The organism is Marinoscillum pacificum, from assembly GCF_024714495.1.
Lineage (GTDB): Bacteria > Bacteroidota > Bacteroidia > Cytophagales > Cyclobacteriaceae > Marinoscillum > Marinoscillum pacificum.
In genome coordinates this window covers 47,280-71,891 of the sequence record NZ_JAMZMJ010000009.1, presented here as the reverse complement: position 1 = coordinate 71,891, position 24,612 = coordinate 47,280, and the positions used below count along the sequence as shown (strand labels likewise).

The 24,612-nt window shown below is 40.0% G+C and carries 22 protein-coding genes; 8 read left to right on the top strand and 14 right to left on the bottom strand.

Going from position 1 to position 24,612, the window contains the following annotated elements:
• Window positions 1–6: 6 nt before the first annotated feature.
• Window positions 7–1,368, bottom strand: a complete 1,362-nt coding sequence (locus tag NXS00_RS18495) for a M28 family peptidase (RefSeq protein WP_258100745.1) — start codon at window positions 1,366–1,368, stop codon at window positions 7–9.
• Between the two features lie 209 nt (window positions 1,369–1,577).
• Here NXS00_RS18495 and NXS00_RS18490 point away from each other — a divergent pair, with 209 nt between their 5' ends.
• From NXS00_RS18490 to NXS00_RS18480, 3 genes are all read left to right on the top strand, one after another.
• On the top strand, window positions 1,578–3,302 hold the full coding sequence (locus NXS00_RS18490) for a L,D-transpeptidase family protein (RefSeq protein WP_258100744.1): 1,725 nt from the start codon (window positions 1,578–1,580) through the stop codon (window positions 3,300–3,302).
• Window positions 3,274–4,212: a D-Ala-D-Ala carboxypeptidase family metallohydrolase gene (locus tag NXS00_RS18485; RefSeq protein WP_258100743.1), complete on the top strand. Its 939-nt coding sequence runs from the start codon at window positions 3,274–3,276 to the stop codon at window positions 4,210–4,212. Before NXS00_RS18490 ends, NXS00_RS18485 begins: the two co-directional genes overlap by 29 nt.
• Before the next feature lie 96 nt (window positions 4,213–4,308).
• Window positions 4,309–6,063 carry a hypothetical protein gene (locus tag NXS00_RS18480; protein ID WP_258100742.1) on the top strand — a complete coding sequence of 585 codons (1,755 nt, stop codon included), beginning with the start codon at window positions 4,309–4,311 and terminating at the stop codon, window positions 6,061–6,063.
• A gap of 237 nt (window positions 6,064–6,300) precedes the next feature.
• Here NXS00_RS18480 and arsS read toward each other — a convergent pair whose 3' ends face one another.
• The 3 genes from arsS to NXS00_RS18465 form a co-directional block, all read right to left on the bottom strand.
• Window positions 6,301–7,347, bottom strand: coding sequence for an arsenosugar biosynthesis radical SAM (seleno)protein ArsS (arsS, locus tag NXS00_RS18475; protein ID WP_258100741.1), 1,047 nt, complete (start codon window positions 7,345–7,347; stop codon window positions 6,301–6,303).
• Between the two features lie 132 nt (window positions 7,348–7,479).
• Complete coding sequence (locus tag NXS00_RS18470) at window positions 7,480–7,815, bottom strand: arsenosugar biosynthesis-associated peroxidase-like protein (RefSeq protein ID WP_258100740.1); 336 nt, start codon at window positions 7,813–7,815, stop codon at window positions 7,480–7,482.
• A 451-nt stretch (window positions 7,816–8,266) separates the two neighbouring features.
• Window positions 8,267–9,490, bottom strand: coding sequence for a 3-phosphoshikimate 1-carboxyvinyltransferase (locus tag NXS00_RS18465; protein WP_308709438.1), 1,224 nt, complete (start codon window positions 9,488–9,490; stop codon window positions 8,267–8,269).
• A gap of 76 nt (window positions 9,491–9,566) precedes the next feature.
• Here NXS00_RS18465 and NXS00_RS18460 point away from each other — a divergent pair, with 76 nt between their 5' ends.
• Window positions 9,567–9,728, top strand: a complete 162-nt coding sequence (locus NXS00_RS18460; RefSeq protein WP_258100739.1) for a hypothetical protein — start codon at window positions 9,567–9,569, stop codon at window positions 9,726–9,728.
• On the opposite strand, the gene aroB is transcribed toward NXS00_RS18460, so the two are convergent.
• Window positions 9,721–10,785 carry a 3-dehydroquinate synthase gene (gene aroB / locus NXS00_RS18455; RefSeq protein WP_258100738.1) on the bottom strand — a complete coding sequence of 355 codons (1,065 nt, stop codon included), beginning with the start codon at window positions 10,783–10,785 and terminating at the stop codon, window positions 9,721–9,723. The genes NXS00_RS18460 and aroB overlap by 8 nt on opposite strands.
• Window positions 10,786–10,906: 121 nt before the next feature.
• On the opposite strand from aroB, the gene NXS00_RS18450 reads away from it, so the two are divergent.
• Window positions 10,907–12,088: a proline dehydrogenase family protein gene (locus NXS00_RS18450; RefSeq protein WP_258100737.1), complete on the top strand. Its 1,182-nt coding sequence runs from the start codon at window positions 10,907–10,909 to the stop codon at window positions 12,086–12,088.
• A 285-nt stretch (window positions 12,089–12,373) separates the two neighbouring features.
• Window positions 12,374–14,089 (top strand): lysine--tRNA ligase, encoded by a 1,716-nt coding sequence (gene lysS / locus NXS00_RS18445; RefSeq protein ID WP_258100736.1) that lies wholly within the window; start codon window positions 12,374–12,376, stop codon window positions 14,087–14,089.
• Between the two features lie 56 nt (window positions 14,090–14,145).
• Here the strand turns inward: lysS and NXS00_RS18440 are convergent, their stop codons facing one another.
• The 5 genes from NXS00_RS18440 to NXS00_RS18420 form a co-directional block, all read right to left on the bottom strand.
• A complete protein-coding gene (locus tag NXS00_RS18440) occupies window positions 14,146–14,604 on the bottom strand; it encodes a GNAT family N-acetyltransferase (RefSeq protein WP_258100735.1) in 459 nt (152 codons plus the stop codon).
• 3 nt (window positions 14,605–14,607) lie between these two features.
• On the bottom strand, window positions 14,608–14,940 hold the full coding sequence (locus tag NXS00_RS18435) for a TfoX/Sxy family protein (RefSeq protein WP_258100734.1): 333 nt from the start codon (window positions 14,938–14,940) through the stop codon (window positions 14,608–14,610).
• 18 nt (window positions 14,941–14,958) lie between these two features.
• Window positions 14,959–15,780 (bottom strand): glutamate racemase, encoded by an 822-nt coding sequence (gene murI / locus NXS00_RS18430; RefSeq protein ID WP_258100733.1) that lies wholly within the window; start codon window positions 15,778–15,780, stop codon window positions 14,959–14,961.
• A 16-nt stretch (window positions 15,781–15,796) separates the two neighbouring features.
• The gene (locus NXS00_RS18425) at window positions 15,797–16,339 is read right to left on the bottom strand and encodes a hypothetical protein (RefSeq protein ID WP_258100732.1); all 543 of its coding nucleotides are present in this window, start codon (window positions 16,337–16,339) and stop codon (window positions 15,797–15,799) included.
• Between the two features lie 67 nt (window positions 16,340–16,406).
• Window positions 16,407–16,961, bottom strand: a complete 555-nt coding sequence (locus NXS00_RS18420) for a hypothetical protein (RefSeq protein ID WP_258100731.1) — start codon at window positions 16,959–16,961, stop codon at window positions 16,407–16,409.
• A 190-nt stretch (window positions 16,962–17,151) separates the two neighbouring features.
• On the opposite strand from NXS00_RS18420, the gene NXS00_RS18415 reads away from it, so the two are divergent.
• Complete coding sequence (locus NXS00_RS18415) at window positions 17,152–17,607, top strand: hypothetical protein (protein WP_258100730.1); 456 nt, start codon at window positions 17,152–17,154, stop codon at window positions 17,605–17,607.
• An 83-nt stretch (window positions 17,608–17,690) separates the two neighbouring features.
• Here the strand turns inward: NXS00_RS18415 and NXS00_RS18410 are convergent, their stop codons facing one another.
• The 4 genes from NXS00_RS18410 to NXS00_RS18395 all read right to left on the bottom strand — a co-directional run bounded on the left by NXS00_RS18410 (window position 17,691) and on the right by NXS00_RS18395 (window position 23,739).
• Complete coding sequence (locus NXS00_RS18410; protein ID WP_258100729.1) at window positions 17,691–18,401, bottom strand: YebC/PmpR family DNA-binding transcriptional regulator; 711 nt, start codon at window positions 18,399–18,401, stop codon at window positions 17,691–17,693.
• Window positions 18,402–18,485: 84 nt separating this feature from the next.
• Window positions 18,486–18,848 (bottom strand): LytR/AlgR family response regulator transcription factor, encoded by a 363-nt coding sequence (locus NXS00_RS18405; RefSeq protein WP_258100728.1) that lies wholly within the window; start codon window positions 18,846–18,848, stop codon window positions 18,486–18,488.
• Between the two features lie 305 nt (window positions 18,849–19,153).
• Window positions 19,154–20,869 carry a PAS domain-containing sensor histidine kinase gene (locus NXS00_RS18400; RefSeq protein ID WP_258100727.1) on the bottom strand — a complete coding sequence of 572 codons (1,716 nt, stop codon included), beginning with the start codon at window positions 20,867–20,869 and terminating at the stop codon, window positions 19,154–19,156.
• Window positions 20,870–20,967: 98 nt separating this feature from the next.
• Window positions 20,968–23,739, bottom strand: a complete 2,772-nt coding sequence (locus tag NXS00_RS18395; RefSeq protein WP_258100726.1) for a putative LPS assembly protein LptD — start codon at window positions 23,737–23,739, stop codon at window positions 20,968–20,970.
• An 80-nt stretch (window positions 23,740–23,819) separates the two neighbouring features.
• On the opposite strand from NXS00_RS18395, the gene NXS00_RS18390 reads away from it, so the two are divergent.
• Window positions 23,820–24,602, top strand: a complete 783-nt coding sequence (locus tag NXS00_RS18390) for an N-acetylmuramoyl-L-alanine amidase family protein (protein ID WP_258100725.1) — start codon at window positions 23,820–23,822, stop codon at window positions 24,600–24,602.
• Window positions 24,603–24,612 lie beyond the last annotated feature (10 nt).

Genomic DNA, 24,612 nt, shown 5'->3' with positions numbered 1-24,612 from the left:
ATTGAATTATATTCCTTCCTGATCGATCAAGTAGATCATACTCGTCATGGTAGCAGCTCCAAGCTCCAACTCTCTCTTGTCCACTGCTTCAAAAGTATCCGCATTGGTGTGGTGATAGTTGAAATATTTCTGTGGATTTGGCTCCATTTCCATTAGGAAAACTCCCTGACTTTCTAGTGGGCTAATATCTGCACCACTTCCTACACGCTCAAAACTCCACACATGATATGGAGTGAAGTACTTCGCCCAACCTTGTACTTTTTTGCGCTGCTCTTCTTTGCCCATGCTCGAGAATCCCATTGGACCGAAAGAACCTGAATCAGATTCCAAGGCTGCAATATGCTTTTCGCCTTTTTCTTCAGCTACACGTGCATATTCGGTTCCTCCGCGAAGACCGTTTTCTTCATTCATAAACATTACTACACGTAGCGTTCTTTTGGGTTGGATTCCCATCTCGATGAATGTGCGTCCTACTTCGATAGACATCATACATCCGCCTCCATCATCATGAGCACCTTCTCCCACATCCCATGAGTCCAGGTGTCCACCAACTGTGATGATCTCTTCAGGATATTGAGATCCTTTGATTTCTCCAATCACATTATAGGAAAGAATGTCTTCCTTCATCTCACAATGTGTTTCCATGTAGATTTTCAATCCTTTTTGCTTAGCCAATAATTTGCTTAGCTCGTCCGCATCATTGGTGCTGATGGCTACCGCTGGAATCTTTGGCATCAAAGGTTTATAAACCAATGATCCTGTATGTGGAATATCATCTCTTCTGTTGGTCATAGATCTGATCACAACGGCTTTGGCACCGTTCTTAGCTGCTTCTGATGCTCCATAAGCTCTTTGCACTACAGCAGATCCATAAGCAGCGAAAGTATTTACCTTCGTTGGGTCCATCTCGCCATTGTAGAAGACAATTTTACCAGCTACAGCTTTGCCTAGCTTGTTCACTTCTTCTATGCTTTTTACTTCGATTACCTCAGCATGCACGCCTTCAGCTCCTGTTCCAACGGAGTTTCCAAGCGCAATAGAATTCAATTCAAAAGCACCTTTTATGTCAGAATTAGTCACTCTGGTGATTTCCTTTTGTCCTCGTACCCAATGAGGAACCATTACTGGCTGAAGGTATACAGTGTCGAATCCATAGTCCATCATCAATTGGCGAGTGTATTCTACTGCAGCGGCTGCTTGTGGAGAGCCACTTAGTCTTGGTCCTATCTCTTTACACAAGTAGCGTAAGTTTTCATAAACTGGGCTTTGTGTGAGTTGATGATCATAGATTTTTTTGACCATTTCTGTATGGTCTTGAGCATAGCTAAGTGCTGGAATTAGCATTAGCAGGAAAAGTGCTTTTCTCATGATATATAGTTTGTGCTACTCCAAAAATAGGGTTTTAGATTGAGTCATTGGTGTGTTGGATAGGTAAGAGACACGCCTAAAACACAGGAGGTAAAAATTTGCTGTTAGTGGTACTTTCTGGATGGATATAGTGATGAAAGCTTCAATTCATTTCAAACAACTGGTGGGTTGTGCGGTTCTGAATGGTACCACAGCTTAAATAATCACGTATGAAAAAACTTAGACAAACTTTATATATACCACTCATTTATGTGTTGATGGTGGCATGTAAACCTACTTTGGGTACTTTGGAGATTTCCTCCATTGATTTAGCAACTTATGAAACAGATACTTTTGATCAGGATTTTACTCCAGTTCCAATTGACAAAACAGCTACAGCTGATGTGTCTGATTATCTGGCTACGGTTTTAGATACAATAGAAACTGCCCGGCACGTTCGCGATTTGTACAATGCTTATCAGATAAAGGAGGAAGTGCTTCATTTTTATCAATTAAAAAATACTTCGGTTGTTTGGGTAGGTGAAAAATCAACGACTAAGGAATTTGATGAATTACTCAACTTGTTTCTGAATGCCCGCTCGCATGGATTGAATCCTCAGTCGTACGATGTGTTTAAGTTAATCAACCTTCGAAAGCAGGTTTATGAAAAACGAAATCCAAATAATTTGGCACTGGCTGTACTTGATGTGCGAATGACCATTGCTTACATGACATATGCCTATCATATGGCAAACGGGTCTGTTCCTCCTAGAACTTTGTCCGGTTTGGAAGTGGGGCCACAGATTGCTGTTGCTCCTATTTGTGCGAATAACAGCGTTTCTAAAGCGATTGATTTGTTGACTCCTCAGGAGCCAGCTTACTATCAGACTGTAGCTGCATTATCCAAATACAAAACACTAGAGAAGGAAATCATTGATTGGGATCCCCTTCCAGAGGACTTGAGTCTGGAAATGGGTGACACCAGCGTCTATGTACTGAAGATGGCCAACCGGTTTATGCAGACAGGAGATCTTGCTAAAGATGCTTTGGTCACCAAGGATTTTGATTCTGTTTTTGTGGCCGGAGTTGTAAATTTTCAGAGACGACATGGTTTGGAGCCAGATGGAGTTATTGGTAAGGCAACAATTGCTGCTTACAATATCCCAATTTCACGTAAAATAGACATGCTGAAGCTAAATCTGGAACGAATGCGCTGGTTGCCCGAAGACTTAGGAGACAAGTACATAATTGTCAATATTCCTGATTATTACCTCAACATCTTTGAGAAAGGAAAAAACACTCTTTCCATGCGTACGATCGTGGGTAAGGAAGCGTCGCAAACACCAATTTTTAGAGAAGATTTGGAATACATTGTTTTTAGTCCTACTTGGACTGTTCCGCCTGGGATTGTACGTGATGAAATCCTACCTAAGCTTCGTGCAGATAACCAATATTTGATCAAGAGAGGTTATAAATTGTATCCAGACTGGCAGGAGGATTCCGAGCCACTGGAGTCGGACAAAATAGATTGGAACAGTGTCAATCCAGAAACAATTACTTACCGTGTGGTGCAGGATCCGGGACCATCTAACGCATTGGGTTTGGTGAAATTCATCATGCCGAATTCGGTCAATATTTACCTGCATGACACTCCATCTGATTATTTATTTAACAGAAGTGAACGAGCCTTTAGTCATGGGTGTATAAGATTAGAGTATCCAGACAAGCTTGCTGCTTACTTACTCAAAGATTTGAAAGGATGGGATGAAGAGGCTATTGCTGAAGCCATGAATCAGAAAGAACCAAAAACGGTACTGTTGTCAGAAAAGCTACCTGTATATCTGGTGTATCGGTCTGCATGGGGTGATGAAACTGGTCTGGTGCAGTTTAGAAAAGATATTTATGAATATGATAGTGAATCGAACTTTGAAAAATATACGACTTTGGCTGACTAATGTATTTATATTGACAGGCTTTCTGGTTTATGCTCAGGAGCCCGTTCCTTCTTTTAGTTTGAAACTAGGAGATGAGGTGTCTCCGCATGCATATTTTTCAGTTTTCTTACTGCCGGGTCAGGAAATTGAGGTTGAAGCTTTGATGGATATTGAACCGGCTGCTTACGAAGCCTATGTTTCTATTGGTGGTATAAAAACTGTTTCCGCTGATGAATGGAAATATCGAGCCCCGGAAAAGAAAGGTGCCATCGACGTACTGGTGGTCAAGAATAAGAATGTGATGGACAGCATTATCGTCAATTGCTTCGTAATGTATCCATACAGCGACATGAAGGGCGGAAAACTGAATGATTATTACATTGGACAGTATCCAAATAGTGATAACCCGATATATGCCAAGCCTAAAGGGTTTGTGGAGATCACTGATAAAAACAAGAATACTATGGTGTCGCCTCATTTTGTCCTACAAGATTTTAAATGTAAGCAGGTAGGTGGCTATCCAAAGTATGTAGTAATGAGTCAGCGACAGCTATTGAAACTCGAAATGGTCATCGAGCAAATAAACCTGGCCGGCTATGAATGTACTGGTTTGGAGATCATGAGCGGATACAGAACTCCTCAATACAATAAAGCTATTGGCAATGTGCAATTCAGCCGGCATGTGTTTGGGGATTCATGTGATGTCTACATTGATGAAGATGGCGATGGTCAGATGGATGATCTAAATGGTGATGGTAAAAGTAACAAGAGCGATGCCAGAGTGCTCTTCAATTTGGTGAATGGGTTGCAGAAAGAAAGTTGGTACAAGCCATTTATTGGAGGACTTGGTCTCTATGGTCGCAATTCAAGACATCCGGCCTTTGTGCATATTGACTCCAGAGGATATGTAGCCCGCTGGGGGCATAAGTGATTTCTAAATATACCCTGAAGACGGTATGCGAATCACGTGTTGGACGTGATTGAACCTCTGAAAGGCTACTTCTAAATTGCTAATAAAAAAGAAACCATGAAGAAGATAGCCGCAATCACACTGTTTTTCTTTTGCCTGTTTAGCCTTTCTGCTCAGGATGAAAAAGAAAAGAAGAAGTTCAAAATGCCCAAAATGAATATTGGGGAAAAAATCGGGAATTTGACTGGTAACCTGATGACAGGCAAGTCTGATGATCTGGCCGAAGTATCTGTAAAAGCTGGCTATATCTGCAGTGTTTATCCTCCAGAGATTGCCACATCCGAGGCAAAGTATTTTCCTAAAGGAACCTATGAGGGTGATTACATGGCATCTATCACTTTCTTCAAACAAGAAGGGATGGGACTTTATGAAATTCAAGGAGAAGTGACTTGCGAAGGTAAGCCAATGGAATATGTGGGAATGGGGTCTTATTTGACCAGGTTTGCTATTCCACCGGTTGAACCTGTGGAGGTGAAAATCAAAACGACAACAGGTGATGAAGCATCGTTTACACTACATCCAACTCCCGAAATAGAGATTTTAACAGTAAACGGTGAGCAGTTCTTGCCAATCTTAGATTTGGCGGAGGATATCGAATTGGAGTATTACAATCCTGAAGGTTCTGAAGGAACAAGAGTGCGCGTTTCGTTGATTACCGATGTAATGGGGGCAAGAGCTTTGAACCACTTTGCAGAGTTTGTAGTGGCCAAACCAGGTAATCAGAAAGTAACTATTCCTAAGGAATCTTTAGCGAACCCAGAAATTGCTGGCCAGCTTAATGCAGGTCAGTTTAACAAAGGGGAGAATTTCTTGATTATAGAAAGAGAAGTGATCACCGGAAAAGACAAATATGGCGCGGATCAAAATCCTGGTGAAATCCCAACATCTGAATTAAAGACGGTTTCTTATACATCTATTCCTGTGATCGTAAAAGGTAAGCAAGACGAAGGAATTATGGCGTCTCTTAAAGTGAGAGCAAGGACAGAAGATAAAACCCTAGGATATGAGTTTTACAAGCCTAATGCTACCACAGGAATTCCGTTCTCCAAAGCTTCTAAATTTGGATTGGTGTCTTTTACCATGAGTGCGAGCACTTTCAAGCAAGAATCTGAGACTTCAGAAAGATCCTGGACTGTAGGTGATACAAAGTATACACAGACAACCACCACCACTACGACTTACGAATTCCCTCAGTTGCCAGCAGAGCACTGGGAATATGTCATGGATCGTATTTATAAAGACGTAGCAACTTTCTTTGCAGAGAATTATGAGATCGATTTTGTTCCTGTGGAAGATGTAGTCAACACTCCGCAATATGCATCGCTTTTCCCTGTCAACGAAGAATTGAACAAGTCTAAAGTGGCGATGAGCTACAAAGGAACTCAAAGAGTAAATCCAGAGGGAATCTTTGAAGTGTTTGGAAGTATTTCTAGTAATCAAACAGCTGATAATCCGAAAGTCAACATGATGAAAGCTGCCGGGGAGTTGGATGGTTTGATGTCGATGCACATCGAGCTTCAAGTCGCAGGAAATAAAGAAGGTAATGTGGTGCTGATTCCAAAATTCACATTGAGCATCTCTGGAAGGGATGAAAACAACAATAGCAAGCAGGGTAAGTATGTAGATGGCTATGTGGTAAGAACTACAGGAGAGCCATTCAACGGAGACTTGCTTAAAACTAGCAAAGAAGAATTGCTAAGAGTATGTAGTCATGAAACGATCCTGATGGCCATGCAGTCTGGTATAGCTGCGTTGAGAGCTAAGGAAATAGAAATGGGCTATGACAAGATCTGGAATATTGGTGTAGAGTAATTACCAGGATGGCTAATTCGGGTTTTTAATCCGGTTTTCAGAGTGTTGAATTTTAAATCCTGTTACTCGTTTCTTCGGGATTGCAAATCCCGAAGAACTCGGATTTTTCCCTGCTGTTTTGAAATGTGAAAGGCGCAAATCTAGATTTGCGCCTTTTTTAAGTCTTTCACTGCTCAATGGTATATTCTATAGAAAAGTGAAAGAGTTCAAAATTCTCAATTCCTCATCCCCAATTAACTAAGTAGTCGCTCCGCCACAGCTAGATCCAGCACCAGCCGTACAGCCAAAGCAATGCTGACTTATTCTGATTGGGCGATCATTCACCGTGTTCCAGTCAAACTCAGAGATATGAGTAGCGGTATTCTCCAATTTCATATCCAGCATCTGGTTGAAATCACAGTCGTAGAGATAACCATCCCAGCTCACACTGATCGTGTTTCTACACATCACACCAGCTGCAGCGGCCGGATTGAAGGCATTCACCAATTCATGCATGTAGTCTTCATAATTGTCGGTGTTTCTCAGATAATCCAGGAATCGACTGATTGGTAAGTTCGTGATGGCATACAGTTCGTTGAACTCAATGTCATATAGTTCTCGAAGCTTGCTTTTGAATTCAGCTTGAAGCTCCATTTGATCGCCTGGAAGAAATGCTCCGGAAGGATTGTAAACCAAGTCCAGTTTTAGTCCGGTATCCGGCATACCATAACCTACTTCATTGAGCATTTTTAGGGCCTTGATCGACTTTTCAAAAACCCCTTCACCACGCTGAGCATCTGTTCTTCTAGCTGCAAAGTAGGGTAGGGAAGACACTACCTGAATCTTATGTTTTTTATAAAACTCAGGAAGATCATTGTATTTTGGATTCGCAACAATAATAGTCAGGTTACAACGCACGATGACTGACTTGCCCATTGCTGAGATTTCTTCTACGAACCATCGGAAGTCTGGATTCATCTCTGGTGCACCACCTGTTAAATCTACAGTCTGCACATCTGTTCCTCTGATCGTGTCCAGTATTTGCTGCATCGTTTCGCGAGTCATGATCTCTTTACGATCAGGACCAGCATCTACGTGACAGTGCTTGCAAACCTGATTGCACATCTTGCCTACATTGATCTGGAATATGTCTACTCCAGTAGGTTTCAGAGGAAATAATCCGATCGGCTCAAGCTTTTCCTTGAATGTAGGAATGCCGATGGATTCATTGTCATCCAATATTTCTACCTGAGATGCCGCTTTGGCCAATTCGTGTTGCTGTCGATTTAATGTTGCTAGTGACATGAATTAATTCGTTTCTTTCTAAAATCTTCGAGGTGTCTAGGAGCTAGGAATCTAGGGTGCTGTCGCTTAAGGGTTGTTTCTGAAATGACTTAATTGAGATATTATTTCTCAAGTAATAAAAGACGCGACGCGTCACATCGTTTTGTCTTTGATTTGGTTCATCATTTGTACTCCATGCACCAATGAAGCTCCACCGCGAATAGCTGCTGCCACGTGAATTGCTTCCATCATTTGCTCTTCGTCAGCACCTTTTTTCAGTGAAGTGGAAGTATAAGCATCAATGCAATACGGACATTGGATAGCGTGAGCTACTGCTAAGGCAATCAATGATTTTTCACGAGGAGTCAATGATCCAGGCTTGAATACGTCATTGTAATAGGAGAAAAACTTGTCACCAAGTTCCTTTTGGAATTCCGTGATGTCTCCAAATTTGCCTAAGTCTTCGCGATTGTAGTACGTGTCTTTCATTCTCTATGGAATCTGAGTTTAGGATTCAAAAAATCTTGTGTCCTTACACAAGCGATTGTTGCTGAAGAATGTTCCATTTATTTTCCAGCTGATCGATGAAGTTACAACTTATACGTTGCAATAAACAATTCGATCTATCTACGAAGCCTAAATGTCGTCAGATGTTCAAATGAAAGATTTTTTATTGATTGTAGGGATAATAAGATTTTTCGCAAGGATGATTAACATCACTTGTACCCTTTTTACCTTTTATTTTGGATCTTAAATACTATTAAGTTAAGTGATGTTTCGTTCTTTCCTCATCCGAAATCCTTCTCCTGGGAGGAGAAGGACTTTTTTTAAAAGAACTTAACTTAATAGTATGGTCCAACTCTTAAAAAAGTTGGTTTGGTGTTTCCTTAAGTTCTGAAAGTTGTCGAGAAGATTAGTTCTAATTGAATTTCAATTATGTTTATTGAACTTCTTCTATGATGGTACCTACAGATTTCAAATCATCCCAATAAGCAGGATACGATTTGTTAACCACAGATGGATCGTCAATCAATACCTCTTGCAGCTGGCATACGGGACCAAAAGCCATGGCCATACGATGGTCATCATAAGTATCGATCATTTCAATTTGCGCTGGGAGCGTACCTGGCGTCAATGTCCATGAAGAACCTTCTTCTGATAAAGTAGCACCCATTTTGGCTAGTTCGTTTTGCATGGCTGCAATACGATCCGTTTCCTTAATTCGCAGACTTTCCAGACCAGTCATTTTTAGGGTAGCTCCTTTAATTGCTGCAACTACCAATACGGTCTGAGCTAAATCAGGACACGTTTTAAAGTCGATGTGAATTTCTTTTTCTACTCGATCAGTGGTCTTAAGATGCGCTCCACCGTCAACATAAGTAGTGCTCACACCGAGTTTTTCCATGATCGTTGCTATCTCTTGATCGCCTTGCAAGCTATCTTCTCTCAATCCACCTAAAATGATGTCTGAGTCAGCATTCAAAGCCGCCATAGAATACCAGTAGCTGGCGCCAGACCAGTCACTCTCGATTGTATAGTCACCACCTGTATATTCTTGTGGAGCTATTTTAATTAATTGGCTCTCCCATGCGGCGTCTACTCCAAATCGCTTCATCAGACCAAGAGTCATCTCAATGTAGGGCCTGCTAAAAATTTCAGTGGTCAGGTTGATTTCAATGCCATTTGGCAATGAAGGGCCTATCATTAACAAAGCAGAGATGAACTGGCTGCTAATATTACCTGGAATGTCTATTCTATTGGCTTTCTGTTCTTTGATTCCCCAAATTTTGAGCGGAGGATAGCCTTCCTCTTTTTGATATTCGATAGTGGCTCCCAGTTTTCTTAGTGCATCCACCAAAAGACCGATTGGTCGCTGGCACATTCTTTCCGTGCCAGTAATGATTTCTCCCTGTCCTTTTACTCCCAAATAGGCCGTACTAAAACGCATGGTTGTGCCAGCATCAAGAACGTCCCAAGTTTGGCTTAGTTCTTGTAATAGCCTAGTCATAGTTTGAGTATCTCTAGCGGCGGATAAATTATCCAGTGATAATTTATTGCCACTAAGTGCGTTAATCAGCAAGGCACGATTACTCTCGCTTTTAGAAGATGTCAATTGGACTCTGCCTTTCAGCGGTTGATCGAATTTTTTAAGGAGGTACTTCAAAATTTAAATAATTTTAAAATAAGGTTAAACAGCAGGGGTGTTGTTTGCGTTATCGTAATTTAATTATCGATTGACTATGTCATTTTCAAAAACTCTAGGAACAATTGTAGTAACCGCACTAGTTGGTTCGGCTACTTTTTTGGTAACCAGCCCAAAGAAATTGGTTAAAAACAAGTTAAGAGCCGCCAAAACTACTGAGCAAAACGGGATTGAGGATAAGGAAAATCTGTTTATTTAAGATTTTCGTAATAATCGAAGGCTTCTTCGATCAATTCCAGCCCAATTTTTTGGTCATATCCACACTTACCAATGCCCTCGAGCAGTGAATAATTGATTTCGCTGCCCACATTCTTCTTGTCTTGCTGCATCAGCGGAAGGATTTCTTCCAATGGAGGCAATTCAAAAAGACCGTAGATCTTTTGGATATAACCGGTAAAGTCCAAAAGATCTGATTTTGTAATTAATCCTGTCTTTTCAGATAGATATCCTTCGGTGATCATTCCAATGGAAATGGCTTCTCCATGAAGTAGTGATTTTCCAGAGTTCAGATACCAGGTTTCGATGCCATGTCCTAACGTGTGGCCAAAATTTAAAATCTTTCTAATTCCACCTTCACGAGGATCTTGAGCGACTACATCTCCTTTGATCTCTATGGACTTTTGGATAATCTCGTTCCAGTTAAAGTCTGGGAAAGTCTTTTCTTTCAAAGAGGTATAATACTTCGCATCATAGATCAATCCATGCTTGATCACTTCCGCAAAACCAGATCTTAGTTCGCGCTCTGGAAGTGTAGCTAGAAACCGGTCACAAACGACTACCGCATCAGGATCTTGGAAAACACCAATGTGGTTTTTAAAGCCATTGAAGTCAATACCTAACTTTCCGCCAATATTGGCATCAACTGCGGCAAGGAGGGTAGTTGGGAAATTGAAAAAACGTATGCCACGCTTATAAGTGGAAGCACAAAATCCTCCCATGTCGCCAATCACTCCACCACCAACATTAATTAACAGCGATTTTCTGCTAAAGCCAAGGTCGGTCATCGATTGCCAGATATGCTGACACGTGTCTAGGTTTTTATTGATTTCTCCACTTTTTATTTCAATCAGATCAGCGTTTTCATCCAATTCAAATAAAGGGAGACAATTGGCTTTGGTATTTTCGTCCACCAGAAAAGCAACCTTATCTGGCTTGAATTCATTTAAAAGCTCATTTAGGGTGTTTTTTGGGTTGTTCGTAAAAGTGATGTACTCTGGTATTTTCAAACTCTTCTTTCCTTTTATTACTGTAAACAAACAACATATTCTTATCCGGAATTGAGAGCCATATTGTTTTGTAAAACAAAATTCCTCAACTACACGAACGGGGTGATAAATTGATTAACCGCATATTATCTTTGCGGTCAGATTCAAAAGTATGACAGAAAATTCAAAAATCAACTTCGAAGACACAGCAACTGCATTCGCGCATAAATCTGATGCGCAGTTGCGTAAGTCTCATTTGGTATTCAGTGTGATGGATTACCCATTCATCGTGAAAGCTGGTACGGCAGTGACCAATGCTGCTTTAGCCATGAAATTACCAGTAAAAGGACTGATCAAGAAAACCCTGTTTGATCATTTCTGTGGGGGTGAGTCGATAGAAGGTAGTGAAGAGCGCATGCGACGCCTGGCTGGAGCTAAGGTGAAAACTATTTTGGATTACAGCGTAGAAGGAGAAGCTAGTGAGCAGGGATACGATGATGCTGTAGAGGAGGCATTGCGTGTATCGGATTATTCCAAGCAACATGTGAGTATTCCATTTTGCGTAATCAAACCAACTGGCATTGGCTCTGGTAAGTTGTTGGAGAAAAAACAAAAAGGCGAGCCGTTCACCCCGGAAGAACAAAAGCGGTTTGATAAAATTTATGAGCGTCTGGATAAGATTGTTGCTCAGGCAGTGAAGAACGATATTAAATTCATGATCGATGCTGAGGAAACCTGGTATCAGGATGTAGTGGATGAAATGGTTTATCGTCTGATGAAGACTTATAACAAAGAAAAACCGTATGTCTACAACACCTATCAGCTTTACAGGCATGAGTCCTATGCCAACATGGTAAAGGGATATGAGGAGGTAACCGCTACTGGTTGTTATTTCGCTGCTAAGTTGGTTCGTGGTGCTTATATGGAAAAGGAACGAGAAAGAGCTGAAGAGAAAGGTTATCGAGACCCAATTCAACCAACGAAACAAGCTACAGATGAAGATTACAACAAAGCACTGGCTTTTGTAATTGACCACATTGACAAGTTTGCCGTATGTGCAGGTACTCACAATGAGGACTCTTGCCAGTATTTGGTGGATCTGATGGCTGAGAAAGGAATTGATAAATCGGATGATCGCGTATACTTCGCCCAGCTTTTGGGAATGAGTGATAACATTTCATTCAAACTCGCAAGTATGGGCTATAATGTGGCTAAATATGTGCCGTACGGTCCGGTAGAGAAGGTGCTTCCTTATTTGTTTAGAAGAGCGGAAGAAAATACCTCCATTGCTGGTCAGAGCAGTAGAGAGTACCGATTAATTCAGAAAGAATTAAAAAGGCGAAAGGGTAAGTAGGCCAATACCCAAAACTGTCTTACCGAGTGTGTCAGAGGTTTCTATCTTAATCGTGCGGGAATTGTTTGATTAAAAAGAATCGTGGATTAGAAAGAAGATTTCTCCGATTGTCGAAATGACAGTTTTGATAAAACGGCGTTTTTAGAGTAATACCTGTTTATAAGGGTAAGAATGCTTTAAGTTTGCGCAACATTTTCAAAATCAAGTAGATAATTATATAGAAAAGACTTTTTTGACTTTGGGTGGTTAAAGAAGTTTAGTAACAACAAATTTTTGTCATATAGAATGCAATTAAGCGAACAAGAAATTCAGAGAAGAAACGAGCGTGAGGCTTTGATGAAAATGGGAATTGATCCCTACCCTGCAGATCTTTTTGATGTAAACGTAAGCGTGAAGGACATCATGGAGAACTACGAGCGTCGAAAGACCGACTATAAGGACATCTCTATTGCAGGTCGCTTAATGAGTAAACGGATCATGGGTTCTGCTTCTTTTGCTGAGATTCAGGACAGCACCGGACGTATGCAGATCTATGTGCGAAGAGATGATATCTGTGAAGGTGATGATACCTCATGGTACAATGATTTCTTCAAGAAAAGATTAGATATCGGGGATATCATCGGTATCAAAGGATATGTATTCACTACCCAGGTAGGAGAGATTTCTATCCATGTTACGGATATCAAACTATTGAGTAAATCACTTCGTCCATTGCCTATCGTAAAAGAAGGTGAGGATGAAGAAGGAAATAAAAAGACATGGGATGCATTTACAGATCCTGAGCAGCGTTACAGACAGCGTTACCTGGACTTAATTGTGAACCCACACATCAAAGAGACTTTCAAGAAAAGAACGCAGTTGGTCAATACCATCAGAGATTTCATGAATGAGCATGGATACCTGGAGGTAGAAACACCAATTCTTCAGCCAATTCATGGTGGGGCTGCAGCTCGACCATTCGAGACGCATCACAACACCCTGGATATGAAACTTTATTTGCGAATTGCGAATGAGTTGTATTTGAAGCGATTGATTGTCGGTGGCTTTGACGGGGTTTATGAGTTTGCTAAAGATTTTAGAAACGAAGGAATGTCTCGTTTCCACAATCCTGAGTTCACTCAAATCGAGTTGTACGTAGCTTACAAGGACTACAACTGGATGATGGATTTCATGGAAGAGTTGGTAGAGCGAATTGCCATCAACCTTCATGGAGATACAAAAGTGAAAGTTGGTGAAAACACGATTGACTTCCAGAGGCCTTGGAAGCGATTCACCATGTTTGAAGCCATCCAACACTTTACAGGAATTGATATCAGTGAAATGGAGGAGGCTGAGCTTCGTGAAACAGCGAAGAAACTAGGCGTACCTACTGATGATACGATGGGTAAAGCGAAGTTGATTGACGAAATCTTTGGTGAGAAGTGTGAGGGTCAGTTGATTCAGCCAACGTTTATCACAGACTATCCAGAAGAAATGTCTCCATTGACTAAAAAGCATAGATCTAAGCCAGGGCTAGTAGAGCGATTCGAAGCGATCTGTAATGGTAAAGAAATCATGAATGCCTATTCCGAGTTGAATGACCCAATTGATCAGCGAAAGCGATTTGAAGATCAGTTGGAGCTTGCGAAAAGAGGTGATGATGAAGCCATGGTTCTTGATGAAGACTTCTTGAGAGCACTGGAGTTTGGTATGCCTCCAACAGCAGGTGTTGGTTTGGGGATCGATCGTTTGAGTATGATCATGACGGATTCTAAGTCAATTCAAGACGTATTGTTCTTCCCGCAAATGAAGCCTGAGAAAAAAGTAAAGGTGGAATTGAATGAGGATGAAAAACGAGTGTTAGAATTGCTAAAACCACAAGGAAAAATGACACTTGATGCATTGAAAGATGCTGCTGGTTTGTCCAATAAAAAGTGGGATAAGGCTGTGAAAGGTCTTCGAAATGCCGGAATGGTAAATGTCACTAAAGAAGATGATGGAATGTTTATTGAGGCGAAGTAACGCTCAATAACTAATTATAAAAAGGCCGATTCAGCTAGCTGAATCGGCCTTTTCTGTTATAATTTCTTTCTGAAGACTATTTGATCAATGGCTTGTTCTCCATTTTCCATAATCGGTTCCTCATAGTACTGGATGAAGTACCCTTTGACCGTGAAGTCATATTCAAATTTCATTTTTTTGTAAAACTCCTGAGCGTCTTTACTGACATCAGCTGTTTTTACAATCAAGTCTTCATAGCCTTCCAGTTTCGCTATTCTGGCTACGAACTTGATAATGTCTTTACCAACACCTTGATGCTGGTATTTGTCCAACACAGATATGTTCATCAGCTCAATTTCATGAGCTGTGTTAGGTAATAAGACAAATACTCCGATAAGTTCTTCTTCAGATTCTGCTATATAGCAATCTCCTGCATACAAGTACTTCTCAATCATGGCTTCAGATGGGTCTGCTTTGAGCAGCAAGTCCATCGGGGGTTTCTCACTGTGCCCCAGTTTGCGAATATCCAACTTCATCTACTATTCCACTTTACTCCGTGCATGCTCTATACCTAGTGCAATCCACTCTTTCAGTTCAATCTCAGTATTATAGCCTTCAGGGGAAACAAAAATAAACTCTTTCATTGGTCTTTTGGTGAAATCCATCTCCCTAACATGTGGCATCGCTAAAACTTTGTCCATTTTAGCCTCGATTACCCTGACCATTAGGTCATCTTTCACTATTCCAATAGACATTTTATTGCGATACATGAAGGCCAGCCCTCCGAACATCTTCTTTTCGGTGATGTCAGGCAAGTCTTCGTGAGGAATTGCTCTGAGAATCCTCTCCGCCAGTGGTTCGTTATAGGACATTGCTAAGGCGATTAAGCCTTAAATATGCACAAACTCACTTTTAATTGCACTACCAAAGAATAAAGAAGCGTGATTATCGAAATTAGAAGTAGAGTCAGTGGTGATAAAATCACGTGTTCCACCTTTTGAACATCTGGTTTCTAGTTCTGGGTGCCGTCGCAAGTAGTCTTTTAAACTAGGAGCTACTACTTCACCTTGATTGAGAATGGTGATCCCATTGGGTGCGTGTTTCCGGATCTTGTCAATCAGCAACGGGTAATGCGTACAAGCCAGTAACAATGTGTCTATTTCGGATGACTGGGTAAACAGTTCATCAAGATATTTTTGTATGAAATAGTCAGCGCCCGCACTGTTATACTCATTGTTTTCTACCAACGGAACCCACATGGGGCAGGCTTGTTGATGGACGATTATATTTGGAAATTGCTTTTTGATCTCAATTAGGTAAGATTCAGAAGAAACCGTTCCATTGGTACCTAATACACCAACATGTCCAGTTTTTGTGTGCTCTCCAATGATTTCAGCAGTTGGTCTGATCACGCCTAATACACGTTTGGAAGGATCTATTTTGGGTAAATCCTTTTGTTGAATATTACGCAATGCTTTGGCAGATGCTGTATTACATGCCAAAATGATTAATTGGCAATTTTGTACAAATAGGTGTTGAACACATTCTAGGGTGTATTCATAAATAGTTTCGAATGAACGTGTCCCGTAAGGAGTACGTGCATTATCTCCAAGATAGAGGTAATCATAATCTGGAAGTTCTTTGACTATTTCTTTGAGTACAGTGAGACCACCATACCCAGAGTCGAATACACCAATAGGTCCTTGAATCATGCAGCGAATCTAGCGACTAGAACGGTAACTTGTCAATCACTTTTTGAAGCTTATTCTGGTCATATCCACCTTTTGCCATATAGACAATCTTGCCATTTTCATCTAGTAAATACAAATAAGGAATATCCTTGTCGTCAATGCTCAAGGCATCTTTGTATTCTTTGAGTGTTCCTTGATAGAAGAGAATGTGAGGGTGAAGGTTCTTGTCAACATCTTCTTCCACCTTTTTCATCACTGATTTGTAAGCAGGTCGTTTTGCGCCAGTGAGCATTGGTACAAAATAGACGTTTACATCATAGTCCATTGCAAACAAAGCATTCGGGTCTGGCTCCTTAAGTAGGTTCTGATAAACGGGATTAAACCATCCGTTAAGATATTTTTCAGATTTTTTGGAAAACGCCAACCCAATCAGGGTGTATTTACCTTTAGTGTCTTGAGGTATTTTTACCATACCATGCACAAGACTTTCGCCATCCATGTCAGGAAACATTGTCCCAACCTGGCCATAACTTAAATGTGTAAGGAATACAGCTAAGCAGATAATCACTAATTTCTTCATTCGTCTATAACTTTCTTGTCCAACGTTCAAGTTAAAACAAATATTCTGCCATTAAGAAGTGAAATGATTAATTGTAAATCATTTCTGCAATTCCTTTATCAGCGATCAAACTGAAGTGCTTGCATGGAAGAAAAGTAGCTTCACAAATAGGTTTGTCATTTAGACGCACATGGGAGAGTGAATCTTTTTTATACATCTCAGACAGGTGCAAATCACAGGCCATCAAGTCTTGTAAGATGATGTTTTGTGGTTCCAACTGAACCGTTTCACGAAATCGCTCTTTGTATCTAGCCAGGTGAGCGGGCTGATGCATCAAGTGAAACAGGGTGTCAAAATACATTTCTAACGTTTCAGCCCTTGTTTCAGCACGAATGAATTTGTCAATTATATGTTCCTTGTGCGGAATCCGCTTGACCGCATGCCAGGCTTTTAGAATACTTTCGAGGTGCTGGCCAGAATCCGCATAAAAGAACAAATCTGTCCGGTAAATAGAAGAAACCAATAAGGCTTGACTAAGGGTGATTGATTCGACGAAAGAACGAAAGTTCTGTGAATCATAGTTTCTAAACCAGTATGCCGGAGCACTTTTACCCTGAATACTGAGGTATTGTAATTGCTTCATTTTTGGGTATGTTGGGGTTGAACATACATTTTCAGCCACTAAAGGCATTACCTAACTTAATCATTTTTTTGCAGAATGAATAATTCGGATAGACGAATAGCTGTACAGATTCTGATAAAAATCTGAAGTTGAGAGTAACCTTTTGCTTCAGAATACAGTAAACCCTATTGATCAAAACTCGGAATAATTCATGTTTAACCTATTCAACAAGACTAAAAAGAAATTTAAAGCGTCGTGCGATTTGAGTGGCAGTATGCTAGATAGGGAGTCAGCTTATTTACTTTCTACAGCACAAGTCATCTCATCTAAGAAGTTTTGGGACAGCAAAATGACTGAGCCTGAAACGATGACCTATACGGAAGCGCATTTTAAATCTGGGGATCAAACGGCTACTAATATTAGAAATATGATCTTCAAAAAATATTCAGCTCAGGACAAAGTGTGGGTGATTTCAGATGCACACTTGCACCTGTTTGATATTGATGAGTCCAGTGCGAAGGAACTTGCTAATAAGTGGTGGGATTCTGAAGGTAAAGAGACTCCAAATGAGGTTGCTAATTCATTATCCGGATTAGGTGATAATGAGTTTGAAAACTTTAAGAACTACGCTGTAAATGAAGCCGGGAGGCGAATGGTGCAGCTTTGATAAGAAATTCGGTAAATTTTATGTAATAAAAAAGCCCTTCAGAGCAATCTGAGGGGCTTTGTTTATTTATCTAACGAGATGACTTAAGCGATGTTGGTAAATACAGCCTGTACGTCATCATCATCTTCTATTTTATCTAGCATCTTCTCGATCTCTTCCATTTGTTCATCGGTAAACTCAACTGGACTTGTTGGGATTCGCTGAAGGTTTGCTTTCTTAACGTCTATTTCTTTTTCTTCTAGAGCCTTGGACAGTGTACCGAAGTTGGTGTAATCAGCATATAGATAAACCATTTCCTGATTAGACTCTATCTCTTCCAAACCAGCGTCAATTAGCTCTAATTCAAGCTCTTCCAGATCCATTCCTTCTGGTTTTTCAAATTCGAATACAGCTTTTCTGCTAAACATGAACTCCAAAGAACCATTCGGGGCTATTCCGCCTCCTGCTTTGTTGAAGTAAGATTTTACGTTCGCTACTGTTCGAGTGGTGTTGTCAGTAGCACATTCTACAAACACCAATACGCCATGTGGGCCCTTACCTTCATAGGTGATCTCAGAATAATCTGCCGCATCTGATCCGCTAGCTCTTTTGATAGCGTTTTCGATGTTGTCTTTAGGCATGTTTTGAGCCTTGGCGTTCTGAATGGCCGTTCTAAGTTTGGCATTCATCTCTGGCTCTGGACCACCTTCTTTTACAGCTATCGTAATCGCCTTAGATAATTTTGGGAATAGTTTGGACATCTTGTCCCAACGCGCTTCTTTAGCTGCTCTTCTATATTCAAATGCTCTACCCATAATGTCGTATTATTTAGGAGCACAAAAATATGAATATGAATGATTTATGCCTTGTAGATGATAAGGATTTCTTAACTAATTCAGTTATTCTATTCCTTTTATGGCATCCTCTAGCTTATCTAGACTTATTGGCTTTTGCACATAGGCCTCATACGGGATGTCGTAGTGCTGCTTCATGAACTCCTCTGAGTGTGCTGAAATCATGATGATTTTAGGTTGATATTCCAGCAAGTCAATAAACTCAGGTCCTTCTAGTCCAGAAATATTGATGTCTAAGAATACAATGTCAGGCTTCTGTTTTTCGATCTGGATGCTTGCATTCACTGTGTCAGCAAACATGCCAACCACTTCAACATTGCCGATTTTTTTGAGATAAAATGAGATGAGCTCCTGGTGGTGAACTTCATCTTCTACAACGATACATCTATAGCTTTTTGGTTGTGTCATCACTTAGTAAGTGTTAAGACGAGCTACAAATGTAGTCCTCATACTTTATCTATGCTACGTAAGTTTGAATTATTAAGGCTTTTGGCAATATTGGCCAACTCTTGCCGAGATGACGCATAGTAGTTCATTACCAATTTTGAATTTTTGTGCTGTGAAGCGTAGATTTCAAAATCTTCTAGTAACCCACTCTGATACTCCCCATGAAACCAAATAACTCCATGAATATTGTTACCGCTCATTCTATCAATTGATAGTATTTAGGTAAACATATTAAATAATAATTAAAATAACGATAGTATTATCTATCAAATGATAGGAAGTTTGATGCTAATTGTAGTGCCTTGATTATTGGATGTTTGTAAGTCAAAATTGCCATGACAGTGCGCTACACGTTGTCTGATATTCTTTAAACCGTTACCATTTATTTCATCTGCTGCTGTAAAACCTATGCCATCGTCAGTAATGCGGTAGTGTATATGATTATTCATGAATTTAATAAGTAGATCGATTGATGAAGCATGGGCATACTTCATGATATTAGCTATAGTTTCTTGAAAGATTCGGTAAATAGTGGTAGATAATTCTGGATTGATATCTTTCTCTTCAAAGTCAAAATGATAGGTAATCTCGGTTTCCATTGGATAAGACTCGATTACTTCCAATACCGCATTCTTTAAGCCCAGGTTTTCAATATTTCTCAGTGATAAGTTTCTTGTAATAGATCTTGTTTCCTCAATAGAAGAATTGATAAGCTCTTTGGCAATAGTCAGTTTTTCATGATCGTGTTTGCCTTCTTCCAATGAACTGATATACATGTTTGCAGCTACTAGTTTTTGAATAAGTCCATCGTGTAAGTTAGCCGCTAAGGTTTTTCGTTCGTTTTCTTGAGCATCTAAAATAGCTTGCTGATTCTGACGTATCTCGCTCATGTCGAGCATCGTTCCAAATAGAATCGGACTTTTTCCCCGTGTATCAATGTTTAGTATTGTTTGGCAAGGAGTAAACGAGGAGGTCGTTAAATTATAAATCCTGTGATCTATCCTATTTCTTCTGCCGTTGTTTAGGGTGTCCTTGAGTTTTTCCTTAAATATTTCTCTGTCAGCCTTGTGAATTTTTTCATATAATTCTTCAATTGAAATAGGGGCGTTTATGTCCAGATCCATCATTTTTCGGAATTGCTCGGAGCACTGAATGTGCCTATTCCCTTGTTTGATCTCAAAGCTTCCAGAATTAGTTAATAATTCTGATTGGTTGAGCAGTAATGCATTTCTCCTCAACTTGTCTTCTTGCACTCTTTTGGCAGTGATGTCTCTGCTTATGCCCACAATGCCAATAATTCTTTCGTTATCAGAGATGACAGGTGTTTTGATAGTCTCAATATGAACCATTCTCGAATCTAAAAAGTAGGATGTTTCAAAGGTTATCGATTGATGGCTATTTAAAACGTAATTGTCTGATTCTTCTGAAATCGTATTGATGTCATCAGAGAACAATTCATAATCGTTCTTCCCAAGTATTTCCACCATTTGTAACCCATAATGACTAGAGAATGATCGATTGATCATGACATAACGCTTTTGAGTGTCTTTGAAAAAGATTAAATCTTTGACGTAATCAACTAAAATGGTGTAAAGAGAATTGGACGTTAGGTTGCTACCTATGCTTAGGCGTTGTGCCGCTTGTAATGTTCTGATAAAAAAAATAAGTTCCGTTAGCGGAAGTATAGGGACTGTGCCTTTACGGTTGGGTTCTACCGTGTTCATCCCGGTAGTCATTACTATTTTATTTATTTTATCAAGTTGTTGATTTGATAGTAATTCGTTTAGTTCACTTTCAAAGAGTTCATCAACTACAAGTAATTGAGGAATTCTTGAATTGATTAAATCAATGAGTTCACCCTGGTTTACGACCCTTGTTAATTCCACTCTTTCTAGTGGAGTAAGCTCATCTTGCAAAAACGCAAAATCATGTGAGGACTCTGTCCAAAATGATATGAGGAAGTTATGTAGCGGTTCGGTCAAGGTCGATGAAACAAAGGTGAAATATCAGTCCTTCATTACTTGAATATAACGGAAAGTGGAGATTTATGCAAGTAAAGCTTGATTATCAGTGATTTGGCCTAGTTGAAGAAGTCCTGGAACGATCTTCTCTTCTCCAGTTTTAGGTCTTGTAGAAGTGATGATTTTGGCCTGATGGTTAATGCAAATGATTGATATCTTCCAAATGGAACCCATGAGAAGTTTAAACTCCAACAGTGTAGATCTCTAACTACTCCAAGCCTGGTTTGTGTAAAGTCTTTATTCTTAATGTCATAGCCTGAGTTGAAGGTTATTTGAGTTTTTTCAGTCAATCCTAGTGTGCCACTAAACTGTAAACCGTGACTGCTGATTTCAGGATCTGCCAGTCCATTCTTGGATCTATTGACATTGTAACTAATTCTCAAGGTCCAAGGAATGTCAAAATCTACATATTCATTTGGATTTCGCTTGATATACTCTTTTTGTTCTTCGGTGCCAAATGGGCTATTATCTACTTCGTCATCAAAGCTGTTGAAGTTGTCGGTGCGACCATCGTTTTGCTGTTCATCGTTGTTTTTATTCTTGCTATTCTTTGGTCTCAGGTTAATGCTCACTGCTGTATTCAATCGATTCAATGTTCCTAACCCATTTCCGTTGTTCCATGCATATCTGTCCACTTGCTGTCCACTTTCAGTGCCGTTTTCCACATATTGATAGGGGTCAAAATTTCCTGATAGAGTTAGGCTCACATTCTTGTTGAAGAAGCTCGTTCGGGCATTCCAGCTAATGTTAGAAAGTTTGAATGAGTCAGCAGCAAAATTGTAGCCTGTGTTCATGGATAAGTTGTCAAAGATTTTCACCTTCTTAAACTCATTAGCCGTATCCTTTTTGGTACGAACTTTCATTTCCAGGTTGTTAGTCAGTGAGAATCCAACTGTTTTGCTTTCAGATCCAGTAGGACTACCATAAGCGAATCCTTGATATTTGGAAACTCTTTGCGTTCTTCCCGTAGAGTCTATTTGAATGGTTTCGTATACTCCATAATCTTCGCTTCCAAAATCAGGGTTGTAGGTAAATGATAAACTTGGAGTCATTACGTGACGAATAGCTTCAATGCCTGGAATGGCTTTCAGGTAATACATTCCATACAGTCTGGTATTTACCGAGGCTCCAGATGTCCAGCTTCCAGCTCTACTAAATCCATCCACAGTATCTATCCGAACTCCATTTTCTTCAGCTACATAGGTGTAGTCCAGCTCACGAGTGTACCATACTTCCTGATAATTGAAAGATGGGCTTACTGTAAAATACTTTAACATGTTAAAGGAAGTAGAGATTGGTACACTGTGTCTACCTCCAATGTCTGCTCGTTTGTAAATTTCTCCTAGATTGTCAAGACTAAACTTAAGCGTATCTTGATTGGATTCACTTTCGTTGATTACATCGAAACTGAGTCCTGTAGATAAAGGTGCGTTAGAGAACTGGTTTTTCGCAACGAAGTTGTGACTTAAACTGATCTTTGCAAGTGGTGATTTTGAGTTTTTTACCACATTTTTTAGAGGGTAAAAACGCTGAACCTGTACGGATAAATCAGGAAGGGTTACATCATAAATTCCTGTTTGAACATTTTGATTCAATCGGAAATTGGAAGAAAAACTAAATGGTAAGTTTCTGAAACGCTGATTGTAACTCACACTGGATGTATACTGCGAGGTAATACTTCGTTGTGGATCACTTAGAAGGATGTTGTTTTGATCGTTGTAGTTAGTAGAACCAGCAGATACACTAGCACTTACACTGGAATTTCCTCTTGTTTGAGGAGTGTGATTCAGCCGTACCCAAAATGAATTAGACTCTGATTGGTTTATTTCTCCTTGAGTGATATTCTTAGTGTAAGAAAGGTTGACAGCACCACTAAATTTATAGCGAACCTTATAGTTACTCGTTGCATCTAGTGCATACCCACCTTTGCTATAAATATCACCCACAATACGTGCGTCTACATAGTCACTGATAGCAAAATAGTATCCACCATTTCGTAAGAAGAATCCTCTTCTAGTCTCTTCACCATAAGATGGGAATACGATACCGGAAGCTTTTTCTTTTGGCTGAGGGAACATTCCAAATGGAAACCAAAGAGGAGTAGGTACCTCTCTAAATTTCATGTTGAATGGTCCGGAGATGACCTGCTTGCCGGGAACTACCTTAATTTTATCTGATTCGATGAAAAAGTGTGGGTCGGATAAATTACATGTGGTGTACTTAGCTCCCCTTATGAAAAGTTCGTCTTCACTATTCTTTTTGACATCTTCTCCATGCATGTAAGCACCGTCTTTTTCAGTGATTACGCCTTTGATAATCGCTTTTCGTGTTTTGAAATTGTATACAATATCTTCTGTCTCGTAGACATCATTGTTTTGCGAAAAAACGGGCTTACCTCGTTTTCTGCCAAGCGTGTCAGTCTTGTATTGTGCCTTGATGGTTCTTTCGGTCCAGTCAATAGAAGTTTGTTCAGCTTCGAGTGTTATGTTGCCATAGTCTATATGAGATTGCCCGTAGAGGTACAACTTTCTTTTATCCAGATCAAAATACATTGAATCCTCTGCTGTATAGTTGATAGTCGTTTCAATGTCTTTTTTTTGTTGCTTTGGAGGCTTGGTAACTGCAGTATCTGCTTTTATACGTAGGGTATCTGAAAGAACGGCACTATTTGTGCTATCTTTTCCTGCAATGAATGAGTCTCCAGTGATATTTCCTTCAGGATGTGTATCTAGCAGTGGTTTTGGAGCTGAATCTACGGAAGTAGAATCCACCTGCGCGGTTAGTTTAGCGACGACCAACAATAAAATAATTACAAACGCAGTTCTCCTCAAGCCCGGCAGATTTTATTTACTGGTGAAAAATTTACAATTTTGCGTAAAATTATGGGATTTTAGTATATAACCGAGTTACCGTGAGAAATATTGCAATCACTTTTAGCATTTCTGTCTTGCTGGTACTTTGCGCCTTCAATCCAGTAGGCGTTAAGAGTTATAAGATAGACAAGATCGTTATAGATCCTGGCCATGGAGGCAAGGATCCAGGCACCCATGGCTCTATGTCAAAGGAAAAAGATGTCGCATTAGGCATTGCTCTAGAGCTGGGAAGAATAATCAAGGACAATTTACCGGACGTTCAAATTGAATTTACTCGAAAGGATGATAGTTTCCCCGAGTTAAATGAACGTGCAGATGTGGCTAATAAACTAGAGGCAGATCTTTTTATTTCTATTCATGCCAATTGGGTAGCAAACCCAAGCGTACATGGGACTGAGACTTATGTAATGGGTGTAGAAAAGCTAGATGAGAATTTCAAAGTAGTAAGTCGTGAAAACTCTGTGATTTTATTAGAAGAAGATCACGAACAGAAATATGACGGGTTTGATCCTAACTCCCCTGAGTCTTATATCTTGTTTTCTTTATACCAAAGTGCTTATCAAGAGAATAGCTTGTTGTTGGCACAAAACATTGAGGATCAGATGAAAACAAGAGTAGGAAGAAGAAGTAGAGGGGTAAGACCTGCACCTTTTTTGGTCTTGCGCAAAACATCCATGCCTAGTGTATTGTTTGAAGTAGGTTACCTTAGTAATGAGAAAGAAGAAAAGGACCTCAATGATCGCCTAAATCAAGTTTACATTGCTTCGGGTATTTATAGGGCTTTTCGAGATTACAAGCAGGAACTAGAATCGATGAACTAACTAATTATAA

Bases quoted from the DNA above. Each gene is read 5' to 3' on its own strand.
- NXS00_RS18495 (WP_258100745.1), bottom strand. From the start codon at position 1,368: ATGAGAAAAGCACTTTTCCTGCTAATGCTAATTCCAGCACTTAGCTAT.
- NXS00_RS18490 (WP_258100744.1), top strand. From the start codon at position 1,578: ATGAAAAAACTTAGACAAACTTTATATATACCACTCATTTATGTGTTG.
- NXS00_RS18480 (WP_258100742.1), top strand. From the start codon at position 4,309: ATGAAGAAGATAGCCGCAATCACACTGTTTTTCTTTTGCCTGTTTAGC.
- arsS (WP_258100741.1), bottom strand. From the start codon at position 7,347: ATGTCACTAGCAACATTAAATCGACAGCAACACGAATTGGCCAAAGCG.
- NXS00_RS18470 (WP_258100740.1), bottom strand. From the start codon at position 7,815: ATGAAAGACACGTACTACAATCGCGAAGACTTAGGCAAATTTGGAGAC.
- NXS00_RS18460 (WP_258100739.1), top strand. From the start codon at position 9,567: ATGTCATTTTCAAAAACTCTAGGAACAATTGTAGTAACCGCACTAGTT.
- NXS00_RS18450 (WP_258100737.1), top strand. From the start codon at position 10,907: ATGACAGAAAATTCAAAAATCAACTTCGAAGACACAGCAACTGCATTC.
- lysS (WP_258100736.1), top strand. From the start codon at position 12,374: ATGCAATTAAGCGAACAAGAAATTCAGAGAAGAAACGAGCGTGAGGCT.
- NXS00_RS18440 (WP_258100735.1), bottom strand. From the start codon at position 14,604: ATGAAGTTGGATATTCGCAAACTGGGGCACAGTGAGAAACCCCCGATG.
- NXS00_RS18435 (WP_258100734.1), bottom strand. From the start codon at position 14,940: ATGTCCTATAACGAACCACTGGCGGAGAGGATTCTCAGAGCAATTCCT.
- murI (WP_258100733.1), bottom strand. From the start codon at position 15,780: ATGATTCAAGGACCTATTGGTGTATTCGACTCTGGGTATGGTGGTCTC.
- NXS00_RS18425 (WP_258100732.1), bottom strand. From the start codon at position 16,339: ATGAAGAAATTAGTGATTATCTGCTTAGCTGTATTCCTTACACATTTA.
- NXS00_RS18420 (WP_258100731.1), bottom strand. From the start codon at position 16,961: ATGAAGCAATTACAATACCTCAGTATTCAGGGTAAAAGTGCTCCGGCA.
- NXS00_RS18415 (WP_258100730.1), top strand. From the start codon at position 17,152: ATGTTTAACCTATTCAACAAGACTAAAAAGAAATTTAAAGCGTCGTGC.
- NXS00_RS18410 (WP_258100729.1), bottom strand. From the start codon at position 18,401: ATGGGTAGAGCATTTGAATATAGAAGAGCAGCTAAAGAAGCGCGTTGG.
- NXS00_RS18405 (WP_258100728.1), bottom strand. From the start codon at position 18,848: ATGACACAACCAAAAAGCTATAGATGTATCGTTGTAGAAGATGAAGTT.